Here is a 23,061-nt window from a genome sequence, read left to right as displayed (position 1 = left end):
CCCACCACAAAAACCACTTGTAACAAAACATGTCAAATGACTTGCCTGTCTGTAAAATCACGTCAATATAACGCCGTTTTTCCTCCCCATAACTAGTCAAAAGAGGTTGCAGTTTCACTGCTTCACTCTTGTTATTTTCTCGTTAAAAAAAACGAGATAAGTAAAATCAGAGGTCTTTGTGTCAACAGCAAACAACAACAGTGAATCCCCCGAAAGCGTCAGTATGAACGCCTTCAAACAGCCAAAAGCGTTTTATCTCATCTTTAGCATAGAGCTATGGGAGCGTTTTGGTTACTACGGTCTACAAGGCATTATGGCGGTTTATCTGGTCAAAATGCTGGGCATGTCCGAAACCGACTCCATTACCCTCTTCTCCTCATTCAGTGCGTTGGTATATGGTTTCGTCGCCATTGGTGGCTGGTTAGGCGACAAAGTCCTCGGCACCAAACGTGTGATCGTGCTGGGTGCTATCGTACTGGCGATCGGTTACACCATGATTGCCTACTCAGGCCACAGCGTGACGTGGGTATATATCGGTATGGCAACCATTGCCGTCGGTAACGGATTGTTTAAAGCCAACCCCTCAGCCCTACTGTCTACCAGCTATGCGAAAGACGATCCGCGTCTGGATGGTGCTTTCACCATGTACTATATGGCGGTGAACATCGGCTCCTTCTTTTCTATGCTGGCGACGCCGGTGCTTGCTGCGAACTATGGCTGGAGCGTTGCCTTCTCCCTGAGCGTAGTGGGCATGATTCTGACGCTGGTTAACTTTATGTTCTGCCGTAAGTGGGTCAGCACACAAGGTTCTCAGCCAGATTTCCAACCGATTAATCTGCCGAAGCTCGCCGTCACGCTCGCGGGTATTGTCGTGTTAGTTGCACTTTCCACCTGGCTGCTGCACAACCAGAGCATCGCGCGTTGGATTCTGACGCTGATTTCACTGGCTGTTGTCGCCATCTTCATCAAAGAGATGCTGGCAGTGCACGGTGCAGAACGCCGGAAAATGATTGTCGCCCTTCTGCTGATGCTCGAGGCCGTTGTCTTCTTTGTGCTGTACAACCAGATGCCAACATCGCTCAACTTCTTTGCCATCCGCAACGTTGAGCACTCGATTTTAGGCTTTACCTTTGAGCCAGAGCAGTATCAGGCGCTCAACCCGTTCTGGATTATGGTTGCCAGCCCGATTCTGGCTGCGGTGTATAACAAAATGGGTGACCAACTGCCGATGGCGCACAAGTTTGCAGTTGGCATGGTGCTGTGCTCCGGCGCGTTTCTGGTGCTGCCGTGGGGTGCCAGCATGGCAAACGAACAGGGTATCGTGTCCGTCAACTGGCTGATCCTCTGCTATGGCCTGCAAAGTATCGGGGAGTTGATGATTTCCGGTCTGGGTCTGGCGATGGTCGCTCAACTGGTACCACAGCGCCTGATGGGCTTCATTATGGGAGCCTGGTTCCTGACGTCAGCCGGTGCCGCCATTATCGCAGGCTACGTTGCGAATATGATGGCCGTGCCTGAGAACGTCGTAGACCCACATGCGTCTCTTGAGATTTATAGCAATGTCTTCATGCAGATTGGTATCGTCACGGGCATCATCGCCGTTCTGATGCTGCTGACCGCACCGAAACTGACGCGTATGACACAGGATGTCACCGACGCCCCTGCGGATGCCGTCACGACGACGGCCTCTGCCTGATAACCGGACGCGAAAATGATAGTGTGACGTGTTATTGGTGAAGCGTTAGAGATAGCCAGATGACAAAAAGCCAGACAGTGTCTGGCTTTTTTACGTTAGTGCTATGTGCGTCTGATAACGCTTATTTCACTGGAAGCGTCACATCTTTGAACATCGCTTCAATTTCATCGTTCGAACGCAACGCCACGGCAGAGTCGACGACATCACGCGTTAAATGCGGGGCAAACCGCTGGATAAAATCGTACATGTAGCTGCGCAGGAACGTGCTGCGGCGGAAGCCAATTTTCGTCGTGCTGTAGCTGAAAATGCTGTTTGCGTTGATGGTCACCAGATCGGTTTCCGTCTGCGGATCGACCGCCATATTCGCAATCACCCCGACCCCCAACCCTAAACGCACGTAGGTCTTAATCACATCGGCATCCGTTGCAGTAAAGACGATACGCGGCGTGAGGCCAGCGCGATTAAACGCGGTATCCAGTTCAGAACGCCCCGTAAAACCAAAGGTATAGGTGACGATAGGATAAGCAGCCAGCTCTTCGATGGAGATATCGGTTTTAGACGCCAGCGGGTGATCCGGTTTTACTACTACCGCACGATTCCAGTGGTAGCACGGCAGCATGATCAGATCGTCGTACAGATGCAGCGCTTCGGTCGCAATAGCAAAATCCGCAGATCCTTTCGCAACGGCCTCAGCAATCTGCGTCGGCGAGCCCTGATGCATGTGCAGCGACACACGAGGATAGCGATCGATGAAACCTTTAATGACGCTTGGCAACGCGTAGCGTGCCTGCGTGTGCGTGGTCGCAACGTACAGCGACCCTTTATCAGGATAGGTATGTTCTCCGGCGACCGCTTTGATAGCATCGACTTTCGACAACACTTCACGTGCAATGCGGATGACTTCCTGTCCGGCTGGTGTCACCTGCGTCAGGTGTTTTCCACTACGGGCAAAAATCTGAATGCCCAACTCATCCTCCAGCATGCGGACCTGTTTACTGATCCCCGGCTGGGAGGTGTACAACCCTTCTGCGGTAGAAGACACATTCAGGTTGTGATTAACAACTTCAACAATATAACGAAGCTGTTGTAGTTTCATAATTTATCCCATTCCCAATTGAAGTGTGCGCGTGGCATCTCACGACGTTCTGACGACGTTCCGTTTTATTGACTTTCATTATACTCGCCATTCTTCAAGCTGCTTGTGCGTTGGCCGCCTCCACGCAACTCGAATTATTTAGGGTATACACCTTAACCGCCTGGCGCATATTTCCATCAATTCATGTCATTTAATCATAAAAATTATTTTTATATAACCATTTTCACATAGTACGACGATATACATAGTGAAATGATAAAGAACGCAATGCGTGCGATTATCACCGAGGTAAACCGCATGATTCTCTATCACGGATCAACAATCCTCATGCTACCGCAGGACAATCTTCATGCACCTGTTTTATCTGTATATTTTCTGCGATCAAAAAAGCCAGCCTTACGGCTGGCTTGATTTAGCGATGTCTTAACCTAACCCGGTTATGCGTAGGGTGACAGAAAGAAGTTACTTTTTCCCTTCAACCCATTTGCCATCAATATAAAACGCTGACCAGCCCGTTGCCTTGCCGTCTTTCTCTGACGAGACATATTGCTGTTTGGTCTTACGGCTGAAACGCACCTGCGTTTTGTTGCCGTCCTTATCAACCACAGGAGCATCAGCCAGATAACGCAGTTTTTCCGGTAAACGATCCTTGAATCGCACCAGTTCTTCTACTAGCGGTGCCCGCGTTTCGCGAGATTTCGGGAACGTATTAGCCGCAAGGAAGACCCCTGCTGCACCGTCACGTAATACGAAATAAGCATCAGACTTTTCGCAAGGCAGCTCAGGTAACGGCACCGGATCTTCTTTCGGTGGCGCAACATCGCCATTACGCAGGATCTTACGCGTGTTACTACATGTCTCGCTGGTGCACGCCATGTATTTACCGAAGCGTCCCATTTTGAGATGCATCTCGGAGCCACATTTCTCGCACTCAACAATCGGACCGTCATAACCCTTGATACGGAATTCACCGGCTTCGATCTCATAGCCGTCACAAGCTGGGTTATTCCCGCAAACGTGCAGCTTACGCTGATTATCAATCAGATAGCTGTCCATCGCCGTACCGCATTTTTCACAGCGGCGACGAGCACGCAACGCGTTAGTTTCGGCATCATCGCCTTCCAACACGTTCAGCACTTCGGTTTCTGGTATCAGGTTGATCGTGGTTTTACAGCGCTCTTTCGGCGACAATGCATAACCGGAACAGCCCAGAAACACCCCGGTACTAGCAGTACGGATACCCATTTGGCGAGAGCACGTTGGGCAGTCAATGCTGGTTAGCACCATCGCATTCGGGCGCATACCGCCTTCTTCAGGATCCTGCTCTGCCTTTTCCAACTGCTGGCTAAATTCGTTGAAGAACTCATCCAATACCGCTTTCCATTCCGCCTGATTATTGGCGACCTGATCGAGACGGCTTTCCATCCGTGCGGTGAAATCGTAATTCATCAATTCGCGGAAGTTTTCTTCCAGTCGATCGGTAACGATTTCACCCATTTTCTCAGCATAGAAACGGCGGTTCTCCACTCGAACATAGCCGCGATCCTGAATGGTGGAAATAATAGACGCGTAGGTAGACGGACGACCAATTCCACGTTTTTCCAGCTCTTTAACCAGAGAGGCATCGCTGTAGCGTGCTGGTGGTTTGGTGAAGTGTTGCCCTGGCAGCAGTTTTTGCAGCGACAGCACTTCGCCCACGGCCACAGTCGGCAACGTGCGATCTTCATCATTTTTACGCAACGCAGGCATGACTTTCGTCCAGCCATCGAAACGCAGCGTACGGCCTTTGGCACGCAGTTGATAATCGGCGGCTTCCACGATTAGCGTGGTGGAATCGTATTGCGCTGGCGTCATTTGGCAAGCGACGAACTGGCGCCAGATCAGCTGATACAGTTTCTGCGCATCAGCTTCCATATCTTTCAGGCTATCGGCCAGCACGCCAACATCGGAAGGACGAATCGCTTCGTGCGCTTCCTGTGAATTTTCTTTGCTGCTGTAAAGGTTCGCGGATTCCGGCAGATAGCGCTTACCGAACTCTTCACCAATATAGCCACGCACCATCGTCAAGGCATCCTGACTAAGGTTCGTCGAGTCGGTACGCATGTAGGTAATGTAGCCCGCTTCATACAGACGCTGCGCCATCATCATGGTCTTTTTCACGCCGAAGCCAAGGCGCGTACTGGCAGCCTGTTGCAGCGTGGAGGTGATGAACGGCGCGCCGGGTTTGCTGCTGGTCGGTTTATCTTCACGATCGGCAACCACATAACGCGCGTTCTCAAGCAGACTGACCGCTGCATGCGTTTGTTCTTTATTAACCGGTTTAAACGGCTTGCTGTTATGGTGCGTCACCTGCATTTGCAGTTGAATATCGCTGCCTGCCAGCAAATCAGCGTGCAATTCCCAATATTCTTCTGGAACGAACGCTTTGATTTCACGTTCGCGATCGACAATCAGGCGCACGGCAACCGACTGCACACGTCCAGCGGACAAGCCACGAGCGATTTTTTTCCACAGCAGCGGGGAAACCATGTAACCCACCACGCGATCCATAAACCGACGCGCCTGCTGGGCATTCACACGGTCAATATTCAACGTATCTGGTTTTTCAAATGCCTGTTTAATGGCATTTTTCGTAATTTCGTTAAACACCACACGGCTAAAACGCTGCTCGTCACCACCAATGATTTCCCGCAGGTGCCAGGCAATGGCTTCCCCTTCGCGGTCAAGGTCGGTTGCGAGATAGATGTGGTCGGCATTTTCCGCCAGCGTTTTTAATTCGGAGACAACCTTCTCCTTACCCGGCAGTATTTCGTAGTTGGCTTTCCAACCGTGATAAGGGTCGACGCCCATACGATTAACGAGCGCGGATTTCTCATCCTTTTTGACTTTCTTTTTCGTTTTATCTTTAGTCGCTGAGTCCGCGCTCTTTTTACTGACTGAGCCACTCGTCGGCAAATCGCGCACATGACCGACGCTGGATTTAACCACGTAGTCATTGCCTAAATACTTATTGATCGTTTTGGCTTTTGCCGGGGACTCGACGATAACGAGAGCTTTACCCATATGTACTATTACCTGCTGAATTCTTCTGAAAATCAGATATTTTTCGGGGCATCCAGAGCGGATTCTACTGACTGCGCAAAATCCCACACTCTACCTGATAAATGCTGTCACGCAACCTAATTAGCGCGGAAATCCTGTTTTATCCGCATCCTGCCATACTGAATATCGGCAGGTAAGCCTCTAAAATGTAGCCCATTTGCATCATAATCTACGCTTTACGCTGAAACCGTATCGCAGTACCCTTTCTCTTGATACGACTTTTGAAATAGCCATATTGGTTGTTGAAATTGCGGTGTTGATTTTAGAAATAACCTTGTTGATATAGTGCAACGCCCCCCTTTTTCAAGGGTGAGTACAGGAGTAACAATCATGTCACCTGAACATCAGGTTAACGAAGAAAAGCGCCCTATTGACCGCCAGAGCTTATTAGTTGAAGCCAATGACATCATTAAACATCACGATGATTATTTGCATGGCATGGTCGCTGATAGCGTAGAACAAAAAAACGGCGTACTGGTTTTTCGCGGTGAATTCTTTCTCGATAAGAACGGAATACCAACCTTAAAAAGCACCGCGGTATTTAACATGTTCAAGCATCTTGCGCATGTCTTATCCGAAAAATATTACCTGGTCGATTAAATGCAAATGCCCGCAAATTTGCGGGCATTTGATTATCTATGGCTTAATATGGCATCAATTACAGCAGAGGCTTCGAACCACGTTGCCACCAGCGTAGCATCAGGCGTTCTGCGGTATCACCTGCGCTGCCCGTCAGACGATCCAGCAGACGTTTACGTCGTGTATAGCGCACGCTTAATACTTCATGGCTGGTCATTTCCGCAATCAGCAGATCGTCACTGGTGCCGATAGCATCAACCAACCCCAGATCTTTCGCCTGAGTACCAAACCAGTGCTCTCCCGTCGCCACCGAATCAATATCCAGAGAGGGGCGCATCTGCTGCACAAAATCCTTAAACAGCGTGTGGGTGACATTCAGATCTTCGCGGAATTTCTCACGGCCTTGTTCGGTGTTCTCACCAAACAGCGTCAGCGTACGCTTGAATTCACCGGCAGTGTGCAGTTCAACATCAATATCTTTGTTTTTCAGCAAACGGTGGAAATTGGGGATTTGCGCTACAACGCCAATCGATCCCACAATCGCAAACGGTGCCGCTACGATGCGGTCAGCCACGCAGGCCATCATATATCCACCGCTGGCAGCCACTTTATCCACCGAGACGGTCAACCGCACGCCGCCCTGACGCAGACGCTGTAGCTGCGAGGCTGCCAATCCATAGCCATGAACCACACCACCGGGGCTTTCCAGACGCAGCAATACTTCATCTTTCGGTTTCGCCACGGCGAGCACGGCGGAGATCTCTTCACGCAGCGAACTGACTTCGCCCGCATCCATACTGCCGTTGAAATCGAGAACGTACAGGCACGGTTTGACACTTTTCTCTTCGCCGCGCTTGGCGCGCTGTTTATCTTGCTTCGCGGTTTCTTTTTCTTTCTTCTTTTCTTGTTTAGATAACAGCTTACGCTCGGTGTCGCTCATACAGGCAGTCTGCATTTCGCGCTGCATCTCCTGATATTGTTCGCCCAGATTCGTGACCAGCAACTCACCTTTATGCGGGCGCTTGCGTTGCGTCATCCCGAATGCCAGAACGACTAGCGCACCAATAGCCACCACGATGGTGAGTGCCTTAGCCAGGAATAAACCGTACAGAGAAAGTAATTCCACAAACACCGTCCTCATTAACTACGTATTAATTAATGTTGGTTTATTCACCAACCATGGCGTTGACGTCGTGCGCCATTCCCTTCCTATAACCTAACTGATGACACGCAATATGGCGATGTTATTCCTGTGGTTTTTACGCCTGTTGCTGCTTTTTACAACAGCACGGGGATAAATAGAGGCAGTCTCATTGAAAACAGATGACATTTGAGGCATAACACCCCCATTCATCCTGCCCGAATACGCCGTTATCTGACGTTCCGAGTGGCACGACCGACGCATCTCGCCGTGCCGTATACGCGATGGCAGGTCTATTATCTGAAGCGTGGCTGTTTTGCGCCACGGCAAGAGGAATTCATTGTGCATTACCAGCCTAAAATCGATTTACTGCAAAACCGTATCATTCTGGTCACTGGTGCTGGCGACGGCATTGGTCGGGAAGCCGCACTGACCTATGCCCGCTACGGCGCACACGTCATCTTATTGGGGCGAACAGAAAGCAAACTTCAGGCGGTTAAACAGCAAATCGAGCAGGAACACGGTACGCCTGCGCACGTTGTGGTCTGCGATATGCTGGCCTTATCCTCCGCGCAGTGCTTTCAACTGGCTGACGAACTGGCGCAGGTTGTGCCCTATCTGGATGGCGTTCTCCACAACGCCGGATTACTCGGGGAAATCACCCCTATCACGCAGCAAACACCAGAAATCTGGCATCAGGTTATGCAGGTCAACGTCAACGCGACTTTTATGCTGACGCAGGCGCTGCTGCCGCTGTTATTGAAATCATCTTGCTCTTCTCTGGTTTTCACCAGCTCCAGCGTGGGTCGCGAAGGTCGTGCCGGCTGGGGAGCCTATTCCGTTTCCAAGTTCGCGACGGAAGGCCTGATGCAAGTGCTGGCCGAAGAGTATCGTTCACACAATCTACGGGTGAACTGTATTAATCCCGGCGGAACGCGTACAGGAATGCGTGCGTCAGCCTTCCCTAACGAAGATCCGATGAGGCTGAAAACGCCGGCAGATATCATGCCGCTGTACCTCTATCTGATGGGGGACGACAGCCGCCGTAAGACAGGGATGAGTTTCGACGCCCAGCCGGGTAGAAAAGCCGGCCCAGCCGAATAATCGAATAATAAAGAAGAGCACGCACGATGAGCGACGAACGCCACCAGCAACGCCAACAACGCCTGAAAGAAAAGGTCGACGCACGCATTGCCGCTGCGAATGAAACACGCGGTATCCTGATCGTCTTCACCGGTAATGGGAAAGGAAAAACCACGGCGGCTTTTGGCACCGTCACGCGAGCGATAGGCCACGGATTGCAGGCGGGCGTGATCCAGTTTATTAAAGGCGAATGGCCAAACGGCGAGAAGAATCTGCTGCAACAGCACGGCGTGGAATTTCAGGTCATGGCGACGGGCTTTACCTGGGATACCCAGAATCGCCAAACGGATACCGAAGCGGCACAACACGTCTGGCAGCATGGCAAACGCATGCTGGCCGATCCACAGCTCGACCTCGTCGTATTGGACGAACTGACGTATATGATTAGCTATGACTACCTAGATTTACGTGACGTTGTCACTGCTTTAACGCAGCGTCCTGCCGGGCAGACGGTCATTATTACCGGCCGAGGTTGTCATCGTGACTTGCTGGAAATGGCGGATACCGTGACGGAAATGCGTCCAGTGAAGCACGCATTTGATAGCGGGATTCAGGCGCAACAAGGTATTGACTGGTAGTCGTTAATTTTCATTGCTGACAAAGGCTGGTGCGCGGGAGTAACGGATAGATCGTAAAGACGCTGCAAGTACGTCCATGTAAGCTCGGATTGCGCCATCCCTGGCGCAAACGCTTTACTCTTCTATTCCGTTACGCCCGTTCTCATTCGGTAAATAGGTCTGTCAGCAGCCTATTGCGGGCAGCGAAAGCTGCCCGTGAAGCGTAGGGATAACGGTATTAACCGTTGCGCTTAGGTTTTGGCGAGGTACGACGTGCCGGAGCGCTGTTGATCTGGCTGTGGCGTTTTACCGCACGACGGATCTGATTCGCTTTCACCCGGCGGCGCTCGCGCTCAACTGGCAGTTTCGATACCGTTTCTGCCGGAAGCTGTACTAATTCACGTAGATAGTTCAGTTGTTCCAGCGGCATTTCTGTCCAGCCACCGCGTGGAATGCCTTTCGGCAGCGTAATGTCACCGTAACGCACGCGAATCAGGCGGCTAACCTGCACGCCAACCGCTTCCCACAGACGGCGAACTTCACGGTTGCGCCCTTCGGTCAGCGTCACGTTATACCACTGGTTCAGGCCTTCACCACCTTGATAGCGGATAGTGCGGAATGATGCCGGACCATCTTCCAGCTGTACACCTTTGCTCAGCTGTTTGATTTTTTCATCGTCAACTTCACCGAAGACACGTACTGCGTATTCGCGCTCAACCTCACGGCTCGGGTGCATCAGGCGGTTGGCTAACTCACCGTCTGTCGTGAACAGCAGCAGGCCGGAGGTGTTCACATCCAGCCGCCCTACCGCAACCCAGCGAGAACCCTGAATTTTTGGCAGACGATCGAATACCGTAGGACGACCATCAGGATCGTTACGAGTACACAGTTCACCTTCCGGTTTGTAGTACATCAGTACGCGGCACACAGATTCTTCGGTTTCCTTAACGGTAACCACATGGCCATCAATACGGATTCTGGTGGCTTTCGTCACTTCAACGCGATCGCCCAGCGTGGCAATCTTACCGTCAACGCTGACGCGTCCAGCCTGAATGATAACTTCAATTTCGCGGCGTGAGCCATGTCCGGCACGCGCCAGAACTTTTTGTAACTTTTCGCTCATTGAGCAACCTCTAGTGTCGCCTTCCCAGGCGTCTGGTATACTTTAAAAAAACAACGAGTTAACACCGGGATTGACGTAATCCACTGATATATAACTATTTAATGGCAAACAGCATGGCAAACAATAGGTCACACAAGCTGTCACACACAATGATTCGTGGGCGCATATATTACACTAACTTTAGACAAAATGATTCAACAACTCCTGTTCGCCTAACTCTCGGCACTGATAGCCGAAAGCAAGCAGAAGTGATTATGAATCAGATCCGTCCTTTCATTCCCCTTGTTCAGAATGGAGCGATGGATCTTGAAGAGTTCAAACTTAAAATACAGGGCTTCCGAGCCGCCACAAAACAAGACTTTGATGAATATCTCTTGAATTGGCTAAAAGGTGGCCTTGAAGAGGCTAAACGGTTACCAGAATTAGGCAGGTATCATAAACAGATTACAGGTGAGCCTTTATCGCCCCTAGACACTGCAAACGAGGCGCAAGGCTACGCCAACTCCCATATGGGGCATATGTATAACGGTAACGATATTTCAGCCAGAATGATGACTGCTGCACTCAAAAAGAAGATGTTAACGGTTAATGAATCCGACCTTGATCAGATTCACCATATTGCCAGCCAGATAGATATGAATCAGGCCTTTATGTCACAGGCCTATGAGGCGTTCTATTCTGGTGATTTGATCCGATACCAACAGATCCTAGACTCTATGGCTTCTGCTTTGCAGAAAGCAGCTCCAACGGACAAGGCAGTTTTACAAGAATCATTCCCTCAAAATAAAGTTGCACTTGATGAGACATCCCCAGCCATAGGGCCTACTTTGCTAGAGGTGTGGAATGAATATATAAAGGATAAAGGTCAAAAGTGGCGGAAACAAACAGCAAACGAGAATCAGCGCTTCTTTGATGTTCTCTACCATGTTGTAGGCGACGTCCCTGTCGATAGCGTTACGAAACAGCATGTAAGGGATTCCCTCAAGGTTGCGGAGAATCTGCCTACTCGAACTAGACTCCCTTATTCCAGAATGAGTCTTGCCGAGTGTATTGATTACGATGTGCCCGAGGATGACCTGATCGCCAGTGAGCACGTCCACAAGCATTTAAAGCTCTGGCGCTCATTGCTCAAAACGTATCTGGTGGATCAGAAGGATATACTGACCAAATCTCCTACCGATGGGATTAGCCACGAGGTGAAATCCAACCGGGGTGGAAAATACATCGATAGCGAACTGAGCCGGATCAAAAAGTATCTTTTCGCCCTACCAGATAGTGATTATCGGAAATGGTACTTCCTCACTTTGGTTTATACAGGTGCCCGTAGAAGTGAGATAGCGGAAATCCGCAAACAACACATAAGGAAAGATGAAGAGACTGGACGTTGGTATATCTTTATTGAAGGTGGGAAAACCGAACATGCTCGGCGGCAGGTTCCAATCCATAAGACTATAGAGGCAGAACTCCGGGCTTGTGTGGAAACCCTTAAGGATTCCGACCGTGTGTTTGGTAATCTTCCAAACTATACAACTATTACTTATGATTGGGTGGAATTGCTCAGAGTGCTAGAGATACCAGATTACAACGAGTTTGGACTAAAGCGGCGGGTACATTCACTACGGCATACATTTATAAGTCATGCGATAGCATCCGTTGGAAATCACGCGTTGGTTCAATTTGTCGTGGGTCACAGTAGAACGCAATCTCTCGGTATCACAGCCAGATACACACATACACCACCATTGAAGGCTTTACTTCCAGTCATTGATTGGGCAAGTCGCCAATAATTTATATAATAAAATCATACAGAAAAATTTAAAATAACTGTAATGATCTGTTAATTAGCAAACACCCGAAAATGAAAATAATTCTCATTTCCATTTTTTGGTATTGTTTGATAAAATTCTCTGTGAGATCAATCAACTCGCAGAGAGGAAAACTTGTACACTGAGTCCAATCTGCCAGCGTTTAGGCCACCGCTTTTGGATGAGCGTAAACGTATGGCAACCATCCTGAAGTCAGCGGGATTAACACTGACAACTTCGCGTATCAATATCTTATTCCACCTCACCCGAACAGTTATCCCAAGTACAGCTCTCGAACTTTCAAAACGCCTAAGCGTTCCACTTTCAAGCACACACCGAAATCTTTCTGTACTGACTGACGCGGGTTTGGTGGGTTACATCATAGATCGTTCTGGCATATCTCGTTGGTTCCTAATTGCAACGGGAAAGATAAATTTTTGTCCTTGCTGCAATCAGAAATACAGCACCAATTTTCGGCTTTCCTGAGTAAAAATTCCTAGTAGGAACCTTAAGTCTAAATCCTCGTTGGTGGGCTGATTTAAGTTAGTTCTTGCAGTCCCGATAGAAACTTGTTATTGTAAAAATGGGTTTTTATACACTGCAACTTTGATCGAAAAAAACACCCTCACTTCCCCCGTTTGTACCCCTTGCTAGAAGAGGCTTCAAGCTATTTTCTTAGGTAGCGTTATGCGGTGGTCTGATGGTAATAACTTATAGGTCGGTGTATAGGATCATTTGTGTAAATATTAAGGGAGGTTTTTTGTTAACAACACTACAGTTAGACTCTGCATTTCGACTACCTACTCCATCTAAAACAATCTCACATAAGCATGGTCGCTATCCGCTGGTAGGTGGTAATACATTCTCCTATGGTGGTTTTGAATATCCGATTAACACTACAGATAAATCAGGTGTGCGATCAGATATTCTTACTCCTATCGTCGATGAACTTAAGGCTATACAGACAATCTATAGCCGTGTGTTATTTACTCGTTTTGACTTGCGTATACCTAAAGGTACGACTGTAGAGATCAGCAATGATTGGATGAGATTATTATTTAAGAAATTACGTGAACGCCTTAAATCAAAGAACCGCAGACCAAAAGGCATTACTAGCCCAATAAACAATTTTGCCTATGGCTGGGTATGCGAAAAAGAAAAGGCTAAACAAGTTCATTATCACTGCTGGATCGCACTCCCCCATCGAATCACACAGCGACTAGGCGGTCCAACATATGGCGTAGGCAGCGCTATTATTGATATCTGGTGTGACCTTACTATGGGCGAACATACTCTGGTTGACCTTCTAGGTAAGGATGACCGTTTTCCGAGTAATTATGTTATTGAACGTGGTAAACCAGAGACGCTTGAAGGCCCAATCAAATGGGTGTCATATCTTGCCAAGGAGCGCGGGAAGAACCAAACTGGCAAGGGTCATCGTGTACATTCAACGTCAAAGCTAAGAAATAAAAAATAGCCATTCGTGAATACCCAATGTAACGACTCATGTTGGATTTTAACCTGTGTGTTGTAGGTAGGTATTGGTTACACAATAAAAATCGATTACAGAGCGATATATAGCGCTTAACGTGCGTCGTTATCTGCCATCTCAACTTAAACGCAATTTATTGAACATCATTCTTAATTTTGACTAATAAACACCGTAGGGCTACTCGATTTAATCGATATGGCCCTTTTTATTTTCTCAAATTTATTGCTGTCAAAATTGAACATATTACTTATTGGTTCCAATTTCGTTTAATGGTTGGAAGACTCAAACCTAACTCGGTAGCCACCTTAGATTGACTTAGTCCCTTAGCTCTAGCCTCCTGCACACGCCTACGAGTATCTGTCGCTGCTGGGCGACCTAATTTCTTTCCTTCCTTCTTCGCACGCTCCAAGCCCTCTTTAGTTCGTTCTACGATGCGTGACTTCTCAAATTCAGCAAAGGCTGAAAACATTTGTAGCATCAACTTTCCTTCAGCGCTGGCGAGATTACGTACTGGTAGATCCAACGATACAACGTCAATTCCCAGCTCAACGAGCATTGCAATAGTTTGCTGTACGTCGATGTTATCACGGCCCAAGCGATCCAGCTTCAGCACCACCAACTGATCCCCAGCTTCTAGTTTATGATTAACCATATTAGCGAACGCCTTACGGCTCATCGCTTGCACACCACCAGACACAATTTCTGATACAACGCGCTGAGCAATCACATCATAACCAGCCTGACGAATCGCCATGATCTGGTTTTCTGTCGTCTGCTCGCTGGTGGATACACGACAATATGCAAAAGTACGACTCATAACATCCTCTCAATTGGTATCAACATACGGTATCATAATCAGTTAATGGTATCTTTATGTCAACACCCTAATTTTTTGATACCATTTTTTGGGGATGTAGATTGGCGTCATAAAACGTTCGATTGTTGATACCTTTAAAACTGTCCCCATCAATTCACTGATCTGATATTTGAAAATCATTGGCATTAAACTTTTGTCTACTAGACACACGCTTAGCTGATCAGAAAATGCACTGGTAATATTTTGGTCAAAACTATCGGGTGATGACGATTTTTGCAGGGGGGAAGAGTCAGGGGATAATCTCCCCTGAGCTTTTAATCAAACAGGTTGCTCAGTGGTGCTAATGTTACATAGATGTAATTATCTTCGCGTTCTTCAATGGTTATTGGTACATCAACACCATTCGTTAGAACGGCTTTAGCACGATAATAGCCGGAAGAAACCGTCTCCAGATCCTTCACTATTATGCATCTTGTATCAGTGCCTTTGTCCTTGAAGATAGATGTCGTTATCTCGCATGCAGTCGTTTTAAGGGACATGCTTGCTTCTATAGCTGCGCTGGTAAACACACTTGCAAGAACAATTGCGATGTAGACAAAAAACCACCTCCACTTTTTCATACCAGAAGCATTCGTCCGGCCATAGACATAAATTGGTGGAAAAATGACGATCCCCAATACTGAGGCGACAAGTTGTGATTTTGATTCGTGCTCTGATTTTACCATTTCCTTTTGATCGAAAAATGCGCAAGCGAAAGCAGCAGTGTAGAAAATAATATACGCAGAGATATCATCATTAATGAAATAGTAACAAATAGGTACTATTAGTGGCATTACCAAAAAGAAGTAAAAATATAGATTGTTTACCTTGATTGTCTGAGCCGTCATACCAGTTCATCCTTAATCATCAACTTCAACGATATAGCGACCACCTTTATCCTTAATTATATATTTGTATAAATCATCGCAGAAGACTGTGACTGAACCGCCAAAAGCTGCGGGATAGACGCCATTCACCTTATTACATTGATACCCAGCCTGACGAATCACCGCCTGACTCTCAGCTTTGAGTTCAGGCGAACCATCACCCGCCATCGCCCCACCACAAACACTAAGTCCCAGAACTACCAAAAGAATTTTTTTCAAATTAGCCTCCATCGCATTACATAAAAAACAATCATATCGATAAAATCGATCATAATTATATTATCGATCGTTAAAAGTGATCAATATGGTTACTATAATTCCTGCGAAAACACCCTATCGTTATCACGGATAAGACAACCAATAGCTACAGGAGGGAATGTAATGAAGAGTTATATATTGGCGCTTCTTAGCTCGCTGTTACCGTTCAATGCCATGGCTGGTCAAATCACAATGAGGAATCCTGAGCAGTCAACAATGAAAAATGGATCAACTTTGTGCGTTTACAGCAACAGTATTTATACGTTCACTTACGTCACTAAATCGAAACACTGTCCGTATAGCAAAACGTTTAACACTGAGGATGAGGAGTAGGAAAAATATTCGTTAAGAGGGGGGATGTTCTTATATGATGCAAGCTGTAAACCGAGCTCTGTACTCGGTTTTTTTACATTCAAATCTAACTAAGATGCTGTACAACATATCAGTGCTACTGAGTGGGTGTATTCCCTGTCACACAAACAGTCCCAACTCATAGCATGAAAAAAAATAAGACATTGTTTTTAATGAATAAATAAAAATAGCTGGTCGCCTTCCCAGGCGTCGGGGGGAGTCATAACTGCTGATATAATTCAGCTAGTTACGTAAAAATAGTGTGTACGTAAAAATCGTTCGTCGTATTCAATACTGGCGCGATTATACCGATCTTCACGCCATTTGTATTCCCATTGTTACAAGCCTGCCGCAGTGCTTATAGGAACGGCGTGACATCACCAGTGCCTTCACGGGCGACGCGCGGCACGGACTCGGTCAAGTCGATAACCGTCGTCGGCTGTTGACCCAGAGAACCACCGTGAATAATCAGGTCCACCTGTTTTCCCAATCTTTCCTGAATTTCTTCTGGATCGGACTCAGCGAAATCATTCCCTGGCAGCATCAGCGTTGTCGACATCAACGGTTCATTCAGCGCAGCCAATAGCTCCAGGGCGATAGGATTAGACGGCACGCGCAGGCCAATAGTTTTACGCTTTTCATTCATTAAGCGGCGAGGAACCTCTTTCGTCGCTTTCAGAATAAAGGTGTAATTACCGGGCGTATTATTTTTAATCAACCGGAAGGCGGTATTGTCAACATGGGCATATGTTGATAGCTCGGACAGATCGCGACACATCAGCGTGAAGTTATGATCGCTACCCAGGTCGCGAATCCGGCAGATGCGTTCCAGCGCGTTCTTTTCGCCCAGCATACAGCCCAACGCGTAACCGGAATCCGTTGGATAAACAATCACTCCACCCTTATGCAAAAATTCCACCGACTGATTGATCAATCGCGGTTGCGGATTCTGTGGGTGAATATAGAAAAACTGGCTCATGACCCTACCTCATACGTCGGACATTTCGCGGCGTTGTGCATTCCAACCCGCGTCATCGTGCAATAGGATGATTATAGAACGTGTTGATGGTAAAAGATTGTTATTTCATGAGATAGCAATGCCATTACGCAATGATGCACTGCTAGTCTACCAACACGGGATGGTGCCAGACTGGCTCGACATCGGCAGGCAGCCACAGCTTGCGGCCCAGCTCAATCCAGGCGCACGGCAGGTGGAAATCCGACCCTTGCGATGCCATCAGGTTGAAGTCACGCGCATAGCGACCCAACTGCGTACGCTCATCCGGTGCCTGTTGGCATTGCGCCACTTCCATCGCGATCCCACCGCTTTCTGCAAACGTGGCTAACAGGCGCTTTAGCCATTTGGCCGTCAAATCGTAGCGCCCCGGATGTGCCAGCACAGACACCCCACCAGATTGATGAATCGCCTCGATCGCTTGCGGGATCGTGCACCACTGCGGCGGCACGTAACCCGTTTTGCCTTTCGCCAGATATTTTTTAAACACCTGATTCATATTCGCCGCGATGCCCAGTTCGATCAGATAACGCGCAAAATGCGCCCGCGTAATCTGCCCCCCCGTCGCCAGACGCTGTGCACCAGCCAGCGCATCGGGAATGCGGTTTTTTTCCAGCCGAGCCGCAATCTGTTCCGCCCGATTCTGCCGACACGCCGCCTGCTGTTGCAGCAACCCCGTTAACGCCGGGTGGGTAATGTCCATCCCCAACCCGACAATGTGGATCTCATGGTTTTCCCACAGCGTGGAAATCTCCACGCCGGGAATTAATCTCAGCGGCAGCCCCTGTTGTGCGATTGCTTGTTGCGCTTCGTCAAGCCCAATGGTCGTGTCGTGATCGGTAATAGCCAGCACACTCACCCGCATGTCTACAGCCCGGCTGACCAGCGCTGTCGGCGTTAACAGGCCATCAGACGCCGTGGTATGACTATGCAAATCGTAAAGAGGGAATGACGATATCGATTGAGAATCTTCTGGCACAAGCCTATCCATTAACAAGAATAATGCGAAGGCCGCATGATGCCATTAATAGGAAGCAAATGGTAATGACCACCGTCTTTTCGAGTAATAAAATAATCCTATTGAAGGTGTTGACATTTCACCGCCGAACCAGTTAACTAGTACACAAGCTCGATACACCAATATGAGTCCGTAACACATTGGTCCGTACCCAAAAATGTTTAGCAACAGATAGCGAGACGATGATAATGGCAACGCAGAAAATGATGAAGCATGGTTGGTGGCGCTCATCCCTATCGCGGGTGGACTAATCACGCATTGCTGTTATCACACATGCAGATATTCCCAGGCCCGCTTAACTAAGCGGGCTTTTTATTTGATGGGCACAACATTAAACGAGTAGCAAGAATGCAAACAACACAACCTAAACTGGAACTGCTACGTATTGAGGCCGTTTATCGTAACGACCCCAGCGCCATCTTCCATCAGCTCTGCGGTGCCAGACCTGCAACATTGCTGTTAGAGTCGGCGGAAATCGACAGCAAGGAAAACCTGAAAAGCCTATTGATCGTAGATAGCGCGCTGCGGATCACCGCACTGGGACAGCACGTTTCCATTCAGGCACTCACGGCAAACGGTGCCAGCCTTCTGCCGCTTCTGGATGCTGCGCTGCCGGTGGAGATTACCAATCAACCGCGTCCGAACGGCCGTGAACTCACCTTCCCGCTGGCAGACGCGATGCAGGACGAAGATGCTCGTCTGCGCTCGCTGTCCGTGTTTGATGCCTTACGCCAGATTATGAAGCTGGTCGCCTGCCCGACAGACGAGCGTGAAGCCATGTTCCTCGGCGGCCTGTTCGCCTACGATCTGGTTGCCGGGTTTGAAGCATTACCCGCGCTGAGCCAGCAGCAGCGTTGCCCGGATTTTTGCTTCTATCTGGCAGAAACGCTGCTGGTGCTTGACCACCAAAAACGTGTTACCGCCCTGCAAGCCAGTCTGTTTACGCCGAACCATAGCGAAAAGCAGCGTCTGCAACAGCGTCTGGAACAGCTGCAATTTCAGCTCACCCAGCCAGCACCAGCCCTGCCGCGTCAGTCCATCGAAGACATGACGCTGAGCTGCAACCAGAGCGATGAGGCCTTCGGTGACGTTGTCGGCCAGATGCAAGAAGCCATCCGCATCGGTGAAATTTTCCAGGTTGTGCCGTCACGCCGCTTCTCCCTGCCGTGCCCGTCACCACTGGCTGCGTACCAAACGCTGAAAGATAACAACCCAAGTCCTTACATGTTTTACATGCAGGATCAAGATTTCACGCTGTTCGGTGCCTCGCCGGAAAGTTCGCTGAAATACGATGCCGACAGCCGCCAAATCGAAATCTACCCCATTGCCGGTACCCGCCCGCGCGGTCGTCGTGCCGATGGTTCACTGGATCGCGATCTCGATAGCCGTATTGAGCTGGAAATGCGTACCGACCATAAAGAGCTGGCTGAACATTTGATGCTAGTAGATTTAGCCCGTAACGATCTGGCACGTATCTGCCAGCCGGGCAGCCGTTACGTTGCTGACCTGACCAAAGTTGACCGTTATTCCTTTGTGATGCATCTGGTTTCTCGCGTAGTGGGTACACTGCGTGAAGATTTAGATGTGCTGCACGCCTACCGCGCCTGCATGAATATGGGCACGCTGAGCGGCGCACCGAAAGTCCGGGCGATGCAGCTCATTGCCGAAAGTGAAAAAACCCGGCGCGGCAGCTACGGCGGTGCGGTAGGCTACTTCACCGCTCATGGCGATCTGGACACCTGTATCGTCATTCGTTCTGCCTATGTCGAAGATGGGATTGCGACCGTTCAGGCTGGTGCGGGCGTGGTTCTGGATTCTAATCCTCAGGCCGAAGCCGACGAAACACGCAATAAAGCCCGGGCTGTACTGCGAGCCATTGCCAGTGCGCACCATGCAAAGGAGATTTTCTAATGGCGGACATCCTGCTGCTCGATAATATCGATTCATTCACTTACAACCTGGTGGATCAACTGCGTGCCAGCGGTCATCAGGTCGTGATTTACCGTAACCATCTGCCTGCCGACGTCATCATCGCGCGGTTACAGCAAATGGAAAAACCGATCCTGATGCTCTCCCCCGGCCCCGGCACGCCAGCCGAAGCGGGTTGTATGCCAGAACTGCTGCAACGTCTGCGCGGTCAGTTGCCGATTATCGGCATTTGCCTCGGCCATCAGGCCATCGTGGAAGCCTACGGCGGCCATGTCGGTCAGGCGGGTGAAATCCTGCACGGCAAAGCGTCTGCCATCGACCACGATGCCAGCGGTATGTTTAGTGGTTTACCGCATCCGTTGCCCGTTGCCCGCTACCACTCGTTGGTCGGCAGCAACATTCCTCCGGCGCTGACCGTCAACGCGCATTTCAACACGATGGTCATGGCCGTGCGCCACGATGCGGATCGCGTCTGTGGTTTTCAATTCCACCCTGAGTCGATCCTGACCACACATGGCGCTCGACTGTTGGAACAAACGCTGGACTGGGCGCTGGCTTAACGAGAGATACGATTATGCAACTGTCTTCTAAAACCCAGGAACCGTCTACTGCTCAGGATGTCATGACCATGCAACACATACTGGAAAAATTATACCGCGCGGAAAATATCAGCCGTCAGGAAAGCCAAGCGCTGTTTGGCGCGATTATCCGCGGTGAACTGGAAGCCAGCCAACTGGCAGCGGCACTGATTAGTATGAAAGTGCGCGGCGAGCATCCCGATGAGATCGCTGGTGCCGCCACGGCCTTGTTGGCCGATGCACAGCCGTTCCCCCGCCCTGATTATTTATTTGCCGATATCGTCGGCACAGGCGGTGACGGCACCAACAGCATCAACATTTCAACCGCTAGCGCATTTGTCGCCGCCAGCTGTGGTCTGAAAATCGCCAAACATGGCAACCGCAGCGTCTCCAGCCGCTCTGGATCATCCGACTTGCTCTCCGCTTTCGGTATTAAACTGGATATGAGCGCGCAGGATGCACGTCAGGCTCTGGACGATCTGGGCGTGTGTTTCCTGTTTGCTCCGCAATATCACTTAGGTTTCCGCCATGCCATGCCGGTGCGCCAGCAGCTCAAAACTCGCACCGTCTTCAACGTCCTGGGGCCGTTGGTTAATCCAGCACGCCCGCCGCTGGCGCTGATTGGTGTGTATAGCCCCGAATTGGTTCGCCCTATCGCCGAAACGTTGAAGGTACTGGGCTACCAGCGAGCTGCGGTCGTTCACGGTGGTGGGATGGATGAAGTCGCGATCCATGCGCCCACGCAGGTTGCCGAGTTAAAAAATGGCGAGATCGAAACCTACGAACTGACGCACCGCGATTTCGGTCTGGATGCGTATCCATTGTCGGCATTACAAGGCGGTACGCCAGAAGAAAATCGTGACATTCTCGCGTCACTGCTACAAGGTAAAGGTGAACGCGCGCACGCCGCGGCGGTTGCAGCCAACGTTGCGCTGCTTCTGAGATTATTTGGACAGGAAGATTTGCGCCAGAATGCGCAACAAGCGCTTGAAGTCATTCATAGTGGACAGGCTTATCAGCGCGTTATCGCCTTGTCCGCCAGAGGATAATGGAACCATGCAGGAAACCGTATTACATAAAATTGTGCGTGATAAAGCGCTCTGGGTTGCGGAACGAGAAAAAGCACAGCCGCTGGCCTCTTTTCAGCATGAGATCGTTCCCAGCCAGCGCGACTTTTATCAGGCGCTGAAACAAGATAAGCCCGCCTTTATTCTTGAATGCAAAAAGGCTTCACCGTCGAAGGGATTGATTCGCGACGATTTCGACCCAGTAGCGATTGCTCAGGTCTACAAAGATTACGCGTCTGCTATTTCTGTTTTAACCGACGAGAAGTATTTTCAGGGTGATTTTGCTTTCCTGCCACAGGTTAGCGCGGCAGTACATCAGCCGGTGTTGTGCAAGGACTTTATTATTTCACCCTACCAGATCTATCTGGCCCGCTACTATCAGGCCGATGCCATTCTGCTGATGTTGTCCGTGCTGGACGACGAGCAGTATCAGCAACTGGCCGAGGTAGCGCACAGTCTGAAACTGGGCGTGTTAACAGAAGTCAGTAACGAAGAAGAGTTACAGCGAGCCATTCAGCTCGAAGCACGCGTTGTTGGGATCAACAACCGCGACCTGCGCGATCTCTCCATTGACCTCAACCGTACCCGAACGCTCGCACCGCGTCTGCCCGCTGGCGTCACCGTGATCAGTGAATCCGGTATCAACCGCCACGCACAGATTCGTGAACTCAGCACGTTTGCTCAGGGTTTTCTGATCGGCAGCTCACTGATGTCCGAACCCGATCTGAACGACGCGGTACGCCGCGTTATTTTGGGTGAAAACAAAATCTGCGGCCTAACGCGCGCCGCAGATGCAAAGGCCGCTTATCAAGCGGGTGCGCTCTACGGCGGATTAATCTTCGTCGCCAGTTCCCCACGCTATATTGATGCCAAACAAGCCACTGACGTTATGACCGGTGCGCTATTGCGCTATGTTGGTGTTTTCCGCAATGCGCCCGTCGAACACATCGTTGCTATCACGACGCAGTTGGGGCTAGCGGCCGTTCAACTGCATGGTGATGAAGATCAACAGACAATCAACCAACTGCGCCAGCAATTACCTGCGGCTTGCCAGATTTGGAAAGCGCTGAGCATCACCGATGTACTGCCAGAGCGCAACCTCACCCATGTCGATCGTTACGTGTTTGATAACGGTCAGGGCGGCAGCGGTAAAACCTTTAATTGGTCGCTGCTGGCGAATCAATCATTGGATAACGTGCTGTTGGCCGGTGGACTGAATAGCGATAACTGCGCACTGGCGGCACAGCAAGGTTGCGCAGGACTGGATTTCAATTCCGGGGTAGAAAGCGAACCGGGAAAAAAAGACTCACATAAAATTGCTGCGGTTTTTGCGACATTACGTCAGCCGCAACACTAAAACAGACGGGA

At 49.6% G+C, this 23,061-nt stretch carries 19 protein-coding genes, 1 pseudogene and 1 other annotated feature; of the genes and pseudogenes, 11 read left to right on the top strand and 9 right to left on the bottom strand.

Going from position 1 to position 23,061, the window contains the following annotated elements; genetic code table 11:
* Positions 1-178: 178 nt before the first annotated feature.
* A complete protein-coding gene (gene dtpA, locus KKH3_RS09460; RefSeq protein ID WP_072034520.1) occupies positions 179-1,696 on the top strand; it encodes a dipeptide/tripeptide permease DtpA in 1,518 nt (505 codons plus the stop codon).
* Between the two features lie 121 nt (positions 1,697-1,817).
* On the opposite strand, the gene cysB is transcribed toward dtpA, so the two are convergent.
* The gene (gene cysB, locus KKH3_RS09455; RefSeq protein ID WP_010295182.1) at positions 1,818-2,792 is read right to left on the bottom strand and encodes an HTH-type transcriptional regulator CysB; all 975 of its coding nucleotides are present in this window, start codon (positions 2,790-2,792) and stop codon (positions 1,818-1,820) included.
* Positions 2,793-3,254: 462 nt separating this feature from the next.
* Entirely contained in the window at positions 3,255-5,855 is a 2,601-nt protein-coding gene (gene topA, locus KKH3_RS09450; protein ID WP_039358543.1) for a type I DNA topoisomerase, read from the bottom strand.
* A gap of 369 nt (positions 5,856-6,224) precedes the next feature.
* Here topA and KKH3_RS09445 point away from each other — a divergent pair, with 369 nt between their 5' ends.
* Positions 6,225-6,494 carry a YciN family protein gene (locus tag KKH3_RS09445; RefSeq protein WP_039358540.1) on the top strand — a complete coding sequence of 90 codons (270 nt, stop codon included), beginning with the start codon at positions 6,225-6,227 and terminating at the stop codon, positions 6,492-6,494.
* A 58-nt stretch (positions 6,495-6,552) separates the two neighbouring features.
* Here KKH3_RS09445 and sohB read toward each other — a convergent pair whose 3' ends face one another.
* Positions 6,553-7,599 (bottom strand): protease SohB, encoded by a 1,047-nt coding sequence (gene sohB / locus KKH3_RS09440; protein WP_039362314.1) that lies wholly within the window; start codon positions 7,597-7,599, stop codon positions 6,553-6,555.
* Between the two features lie 357 nt (positions 7,600-7,956).
* Between sohB and KKH3_RS09435 the strand changes: the two genes are divergently transcribed.
* Positions 7,957-8,718: a YciK family oxidoreductase gene (locus tag KKH3_RS09435; RefSeq protein WP_039362311.1), complete on the top strand. Its 762-nt coding sequence runs from the start codon at positions 7,957-7,959 to the stop codon at positions 8,716-8,718.
* Positions 8,719-8,744: 26 nt separating this feature from the next.
* A complete protein-coding gene (gene cobO / locus KKH3_RS09430; RefSeq protein WP_039358538.1) occupies positions 8,745-9,335 on the top strand; it encodes a cob(I)yrinic acid a,c-diamide adenosyltransferase in 591 nt (196 codons plus the stop codon).
* 217 nt (positions 9,336-9,552) lie between these two features.
* On the opposite strand, the gene rluB is transcribed toward cobO, so the two are convergent.
* Positions 9,553-10,437 carry a 23S rRNA pseudouridine(2605) synthase RluB gene (gene rluB / locus KKH3_RS09425; RefSeq protein WP_039358533.1) on the bottom strand — a complete coding sequence of 295 codons (885 nt, stop codon included), beginning with the start codon at positions 10,435-10,437 and terminating at the stop codon, positions 9,553-9,555.
* A gap of 254 nt (positions 10,438-10,691) precedes the next feature.
* Between rluB and KKH3_RS09420 the strand changes: the two genes are divergently transcribed.
* The 3 genes from KKH3_RS09420 to KKH3_RS09415 all read left to right on the top strand — a co-directional run bounded on the left by KKH3_RS09420 (position 10,692) and on the right by KKH3_RS09415 (position 13,719).
* Positions 10,692-12,224, top strand: a complete 1,533-nt coding sequence (locus tag KKH3_RS09420) for a site-specific integrase (protein ID WP_234991532.1) — start codon at positions 10,692-10,694, stop codon at positions 12,222-12,224.
* Positions 12,225-12,437: 213 nt separating this feature from the next.
* Entirely contained in the window at positions 12,438-12,728 is a 291-nt protein-coding gene (locus KKH3_RS22635; protein ID WP_478212204.1) for a helix-turn-helix domain-containing protein, read from the top strand.
* Positions 12,729-13,002: 274 nt separating this feature from the next.
* Entirely contained in the window at positions 13,003-13,719 is a 717-nt protein-coding gene (locus KKH3_RS09415; protein WP_039362308.1) for a YagK/YfjJ domain-containing protein, read from the top strand.
* A 262-nt stretch (positions 13,720-13,981) separates the two neighbouring features.
* Here KKH3_RS09415 and KKH3_RS09410 read toward each other — a convergent pair whose 3' ends face one another.
* The 3 genes from KKH3_RS09410 to KKH3_RS09400 all read right to left on the bottom strand — a co-directional run bounded on the left by KKH3_RS09410 (position 13,982) and on the right by KKH3_RS09400 (position 15,696).
* On the bottom strand, positions 13,982-14,551 hold the full coding sequence (locus KKH3_RS09410; protein WP_039358525.1) for a recombinase family protein: 570 nt from the start codon (positions 14,549-14,551) through the stop codon (positions 13,982-13,984).
* A 314-nt stretch (positions 14,552-14,865) separates the two neighbouring features.
* Positions 14,866-15,438 (bottom strand): hypothetical protein, encoded by a 573-nt coding sequence (locus KKH3_RS09405; protein ID WP_039358523.1) that lies wholly within the window; start codon positions 15,436-15,438, stop codon positions 14,866-14,868.
* Between the two features lie 12 nt (positions 15,439-15,450).
* Entirely contained in the window at positions 15,451-15,696 is a 246-nt protein-coding gene (locus tag KKH3_RS09400; protein WP_039358520.1) for a hypothetical protein, read from the bottom strand.
* A 162-nt stretch (positions 15,697-15,858) separates the two neighbouring features.
* Between KKH3_RS09400 and KKH3_RS22450 the strand changes: the two genes are divergently transcribed.
* Positions 15,859-16,068, top strand: coding sequence for a hypothetical protein (locus KKH3_RS22450; protein WP_039358516.1), 210 nt, complete (start codon positions 15,859-15,861; stop codon positions 16,066-16,068).
* A gap of 376 nt (positions 16,069-16,444) precedes the next feature.
* On the opposite strand, the gene KKH3_RS09390 is transcribed toward KKH3_RS22450, so the two are convergent.
* Together KKH3_RS09390 and rnm are read right to left on the bottom strand one after the other, a co-directional pair.
* Positions 16,445-17,065 carry an L-threonylcarbamoyladenylate synthase gene (locus KKH3_RS09390; RefSeq protein ID WP_039358513.1) on the bottom strand — a complete coding sequence of 207 codons (621 nt, stop codon included), beginning with the start codon at positions 17,063-17,065 and terminating at the stop codon, positions 16,445-16,447.
* Positions 17,066-17,207: 142 nt separating this feature from the next.
* On the bottom strand, positions 17,208-18,092 hold the full coding sequence (gene rnm, locus KKH3_RS09385; RefSeq protein WP_167371724.1) for an RNase RNM: 885 nt from the start codon (positions 18,090-18,092) through the stop codon (positions 17,208-17,210).
* Positions 18,093-18,331: 239 nt separating this feature from the next.
* Positions 18,332-18,436, top strand: a sequence feature (Trp leader region).
* Between the two features lie 31 nt (positions 18,437-18,467).
* Here rnm and KKH3_RS09380 point away from each other — a divergent pair.
* From KKH3_RS09380 to trpCF, 3 genes and pseudogenes are all read left to right on the top strand, one after another.
* On the top strand, positions 18,468-20,030 hold the full coding sequence (locus KKH3_RS09380; protein WP_039358508.1) for an anthranilate synthase component 1: 1,563 nt from the start codon (positions 18,468-18,470) through the stop codon (positions 20,028-20,030).
* Positions 20,030-21,675, top strand: a pseudogene (gene trpD / locus KKH3_RS22445) (bifunctional anthranilate synthase glutamate amidotransferase component TrpG/anthranilate phosphoribosyltransferase TrpD). Before KKH3_RS09380 ends, trpD begins: the two are co-directional and overlap by 1 nt.
* Before the next feature lie 7 nt (positions 21,676-21,682).
* Positions 21,683-23,050: a bifunctional indole-3-glycerol-phosphate synthase TrpC/phosphoribosylanthranilate isomerase TrpF gene (gene trpCF / locus KKH3_RS09365; RefSeq protein WP_039358503.1), complete on the top strand. Its 1,368-nt coding sequence runs from the start codon at positions 21,683-21,685 to the stop codon at positions 23,048-23,050.
* Positions 23,051-23,061 lie beyond the last annotated feature (11 nt).

It is taken from the genome of Pectobacterium actinidiae, from assembly GCF_000803315.1.
GTDB lineage: Bacteria > Pseudomonadota > Gammaproteobacteria > Enterobacterales > Enterobacteriaceae > Pectobacterium > Pectobacterium actinidiae.
The sequence above is the reverse complement of the archived record's forward strand: the minus strand, read 5'-3'. Positions and strand labels throughout refer to the sequence as shown.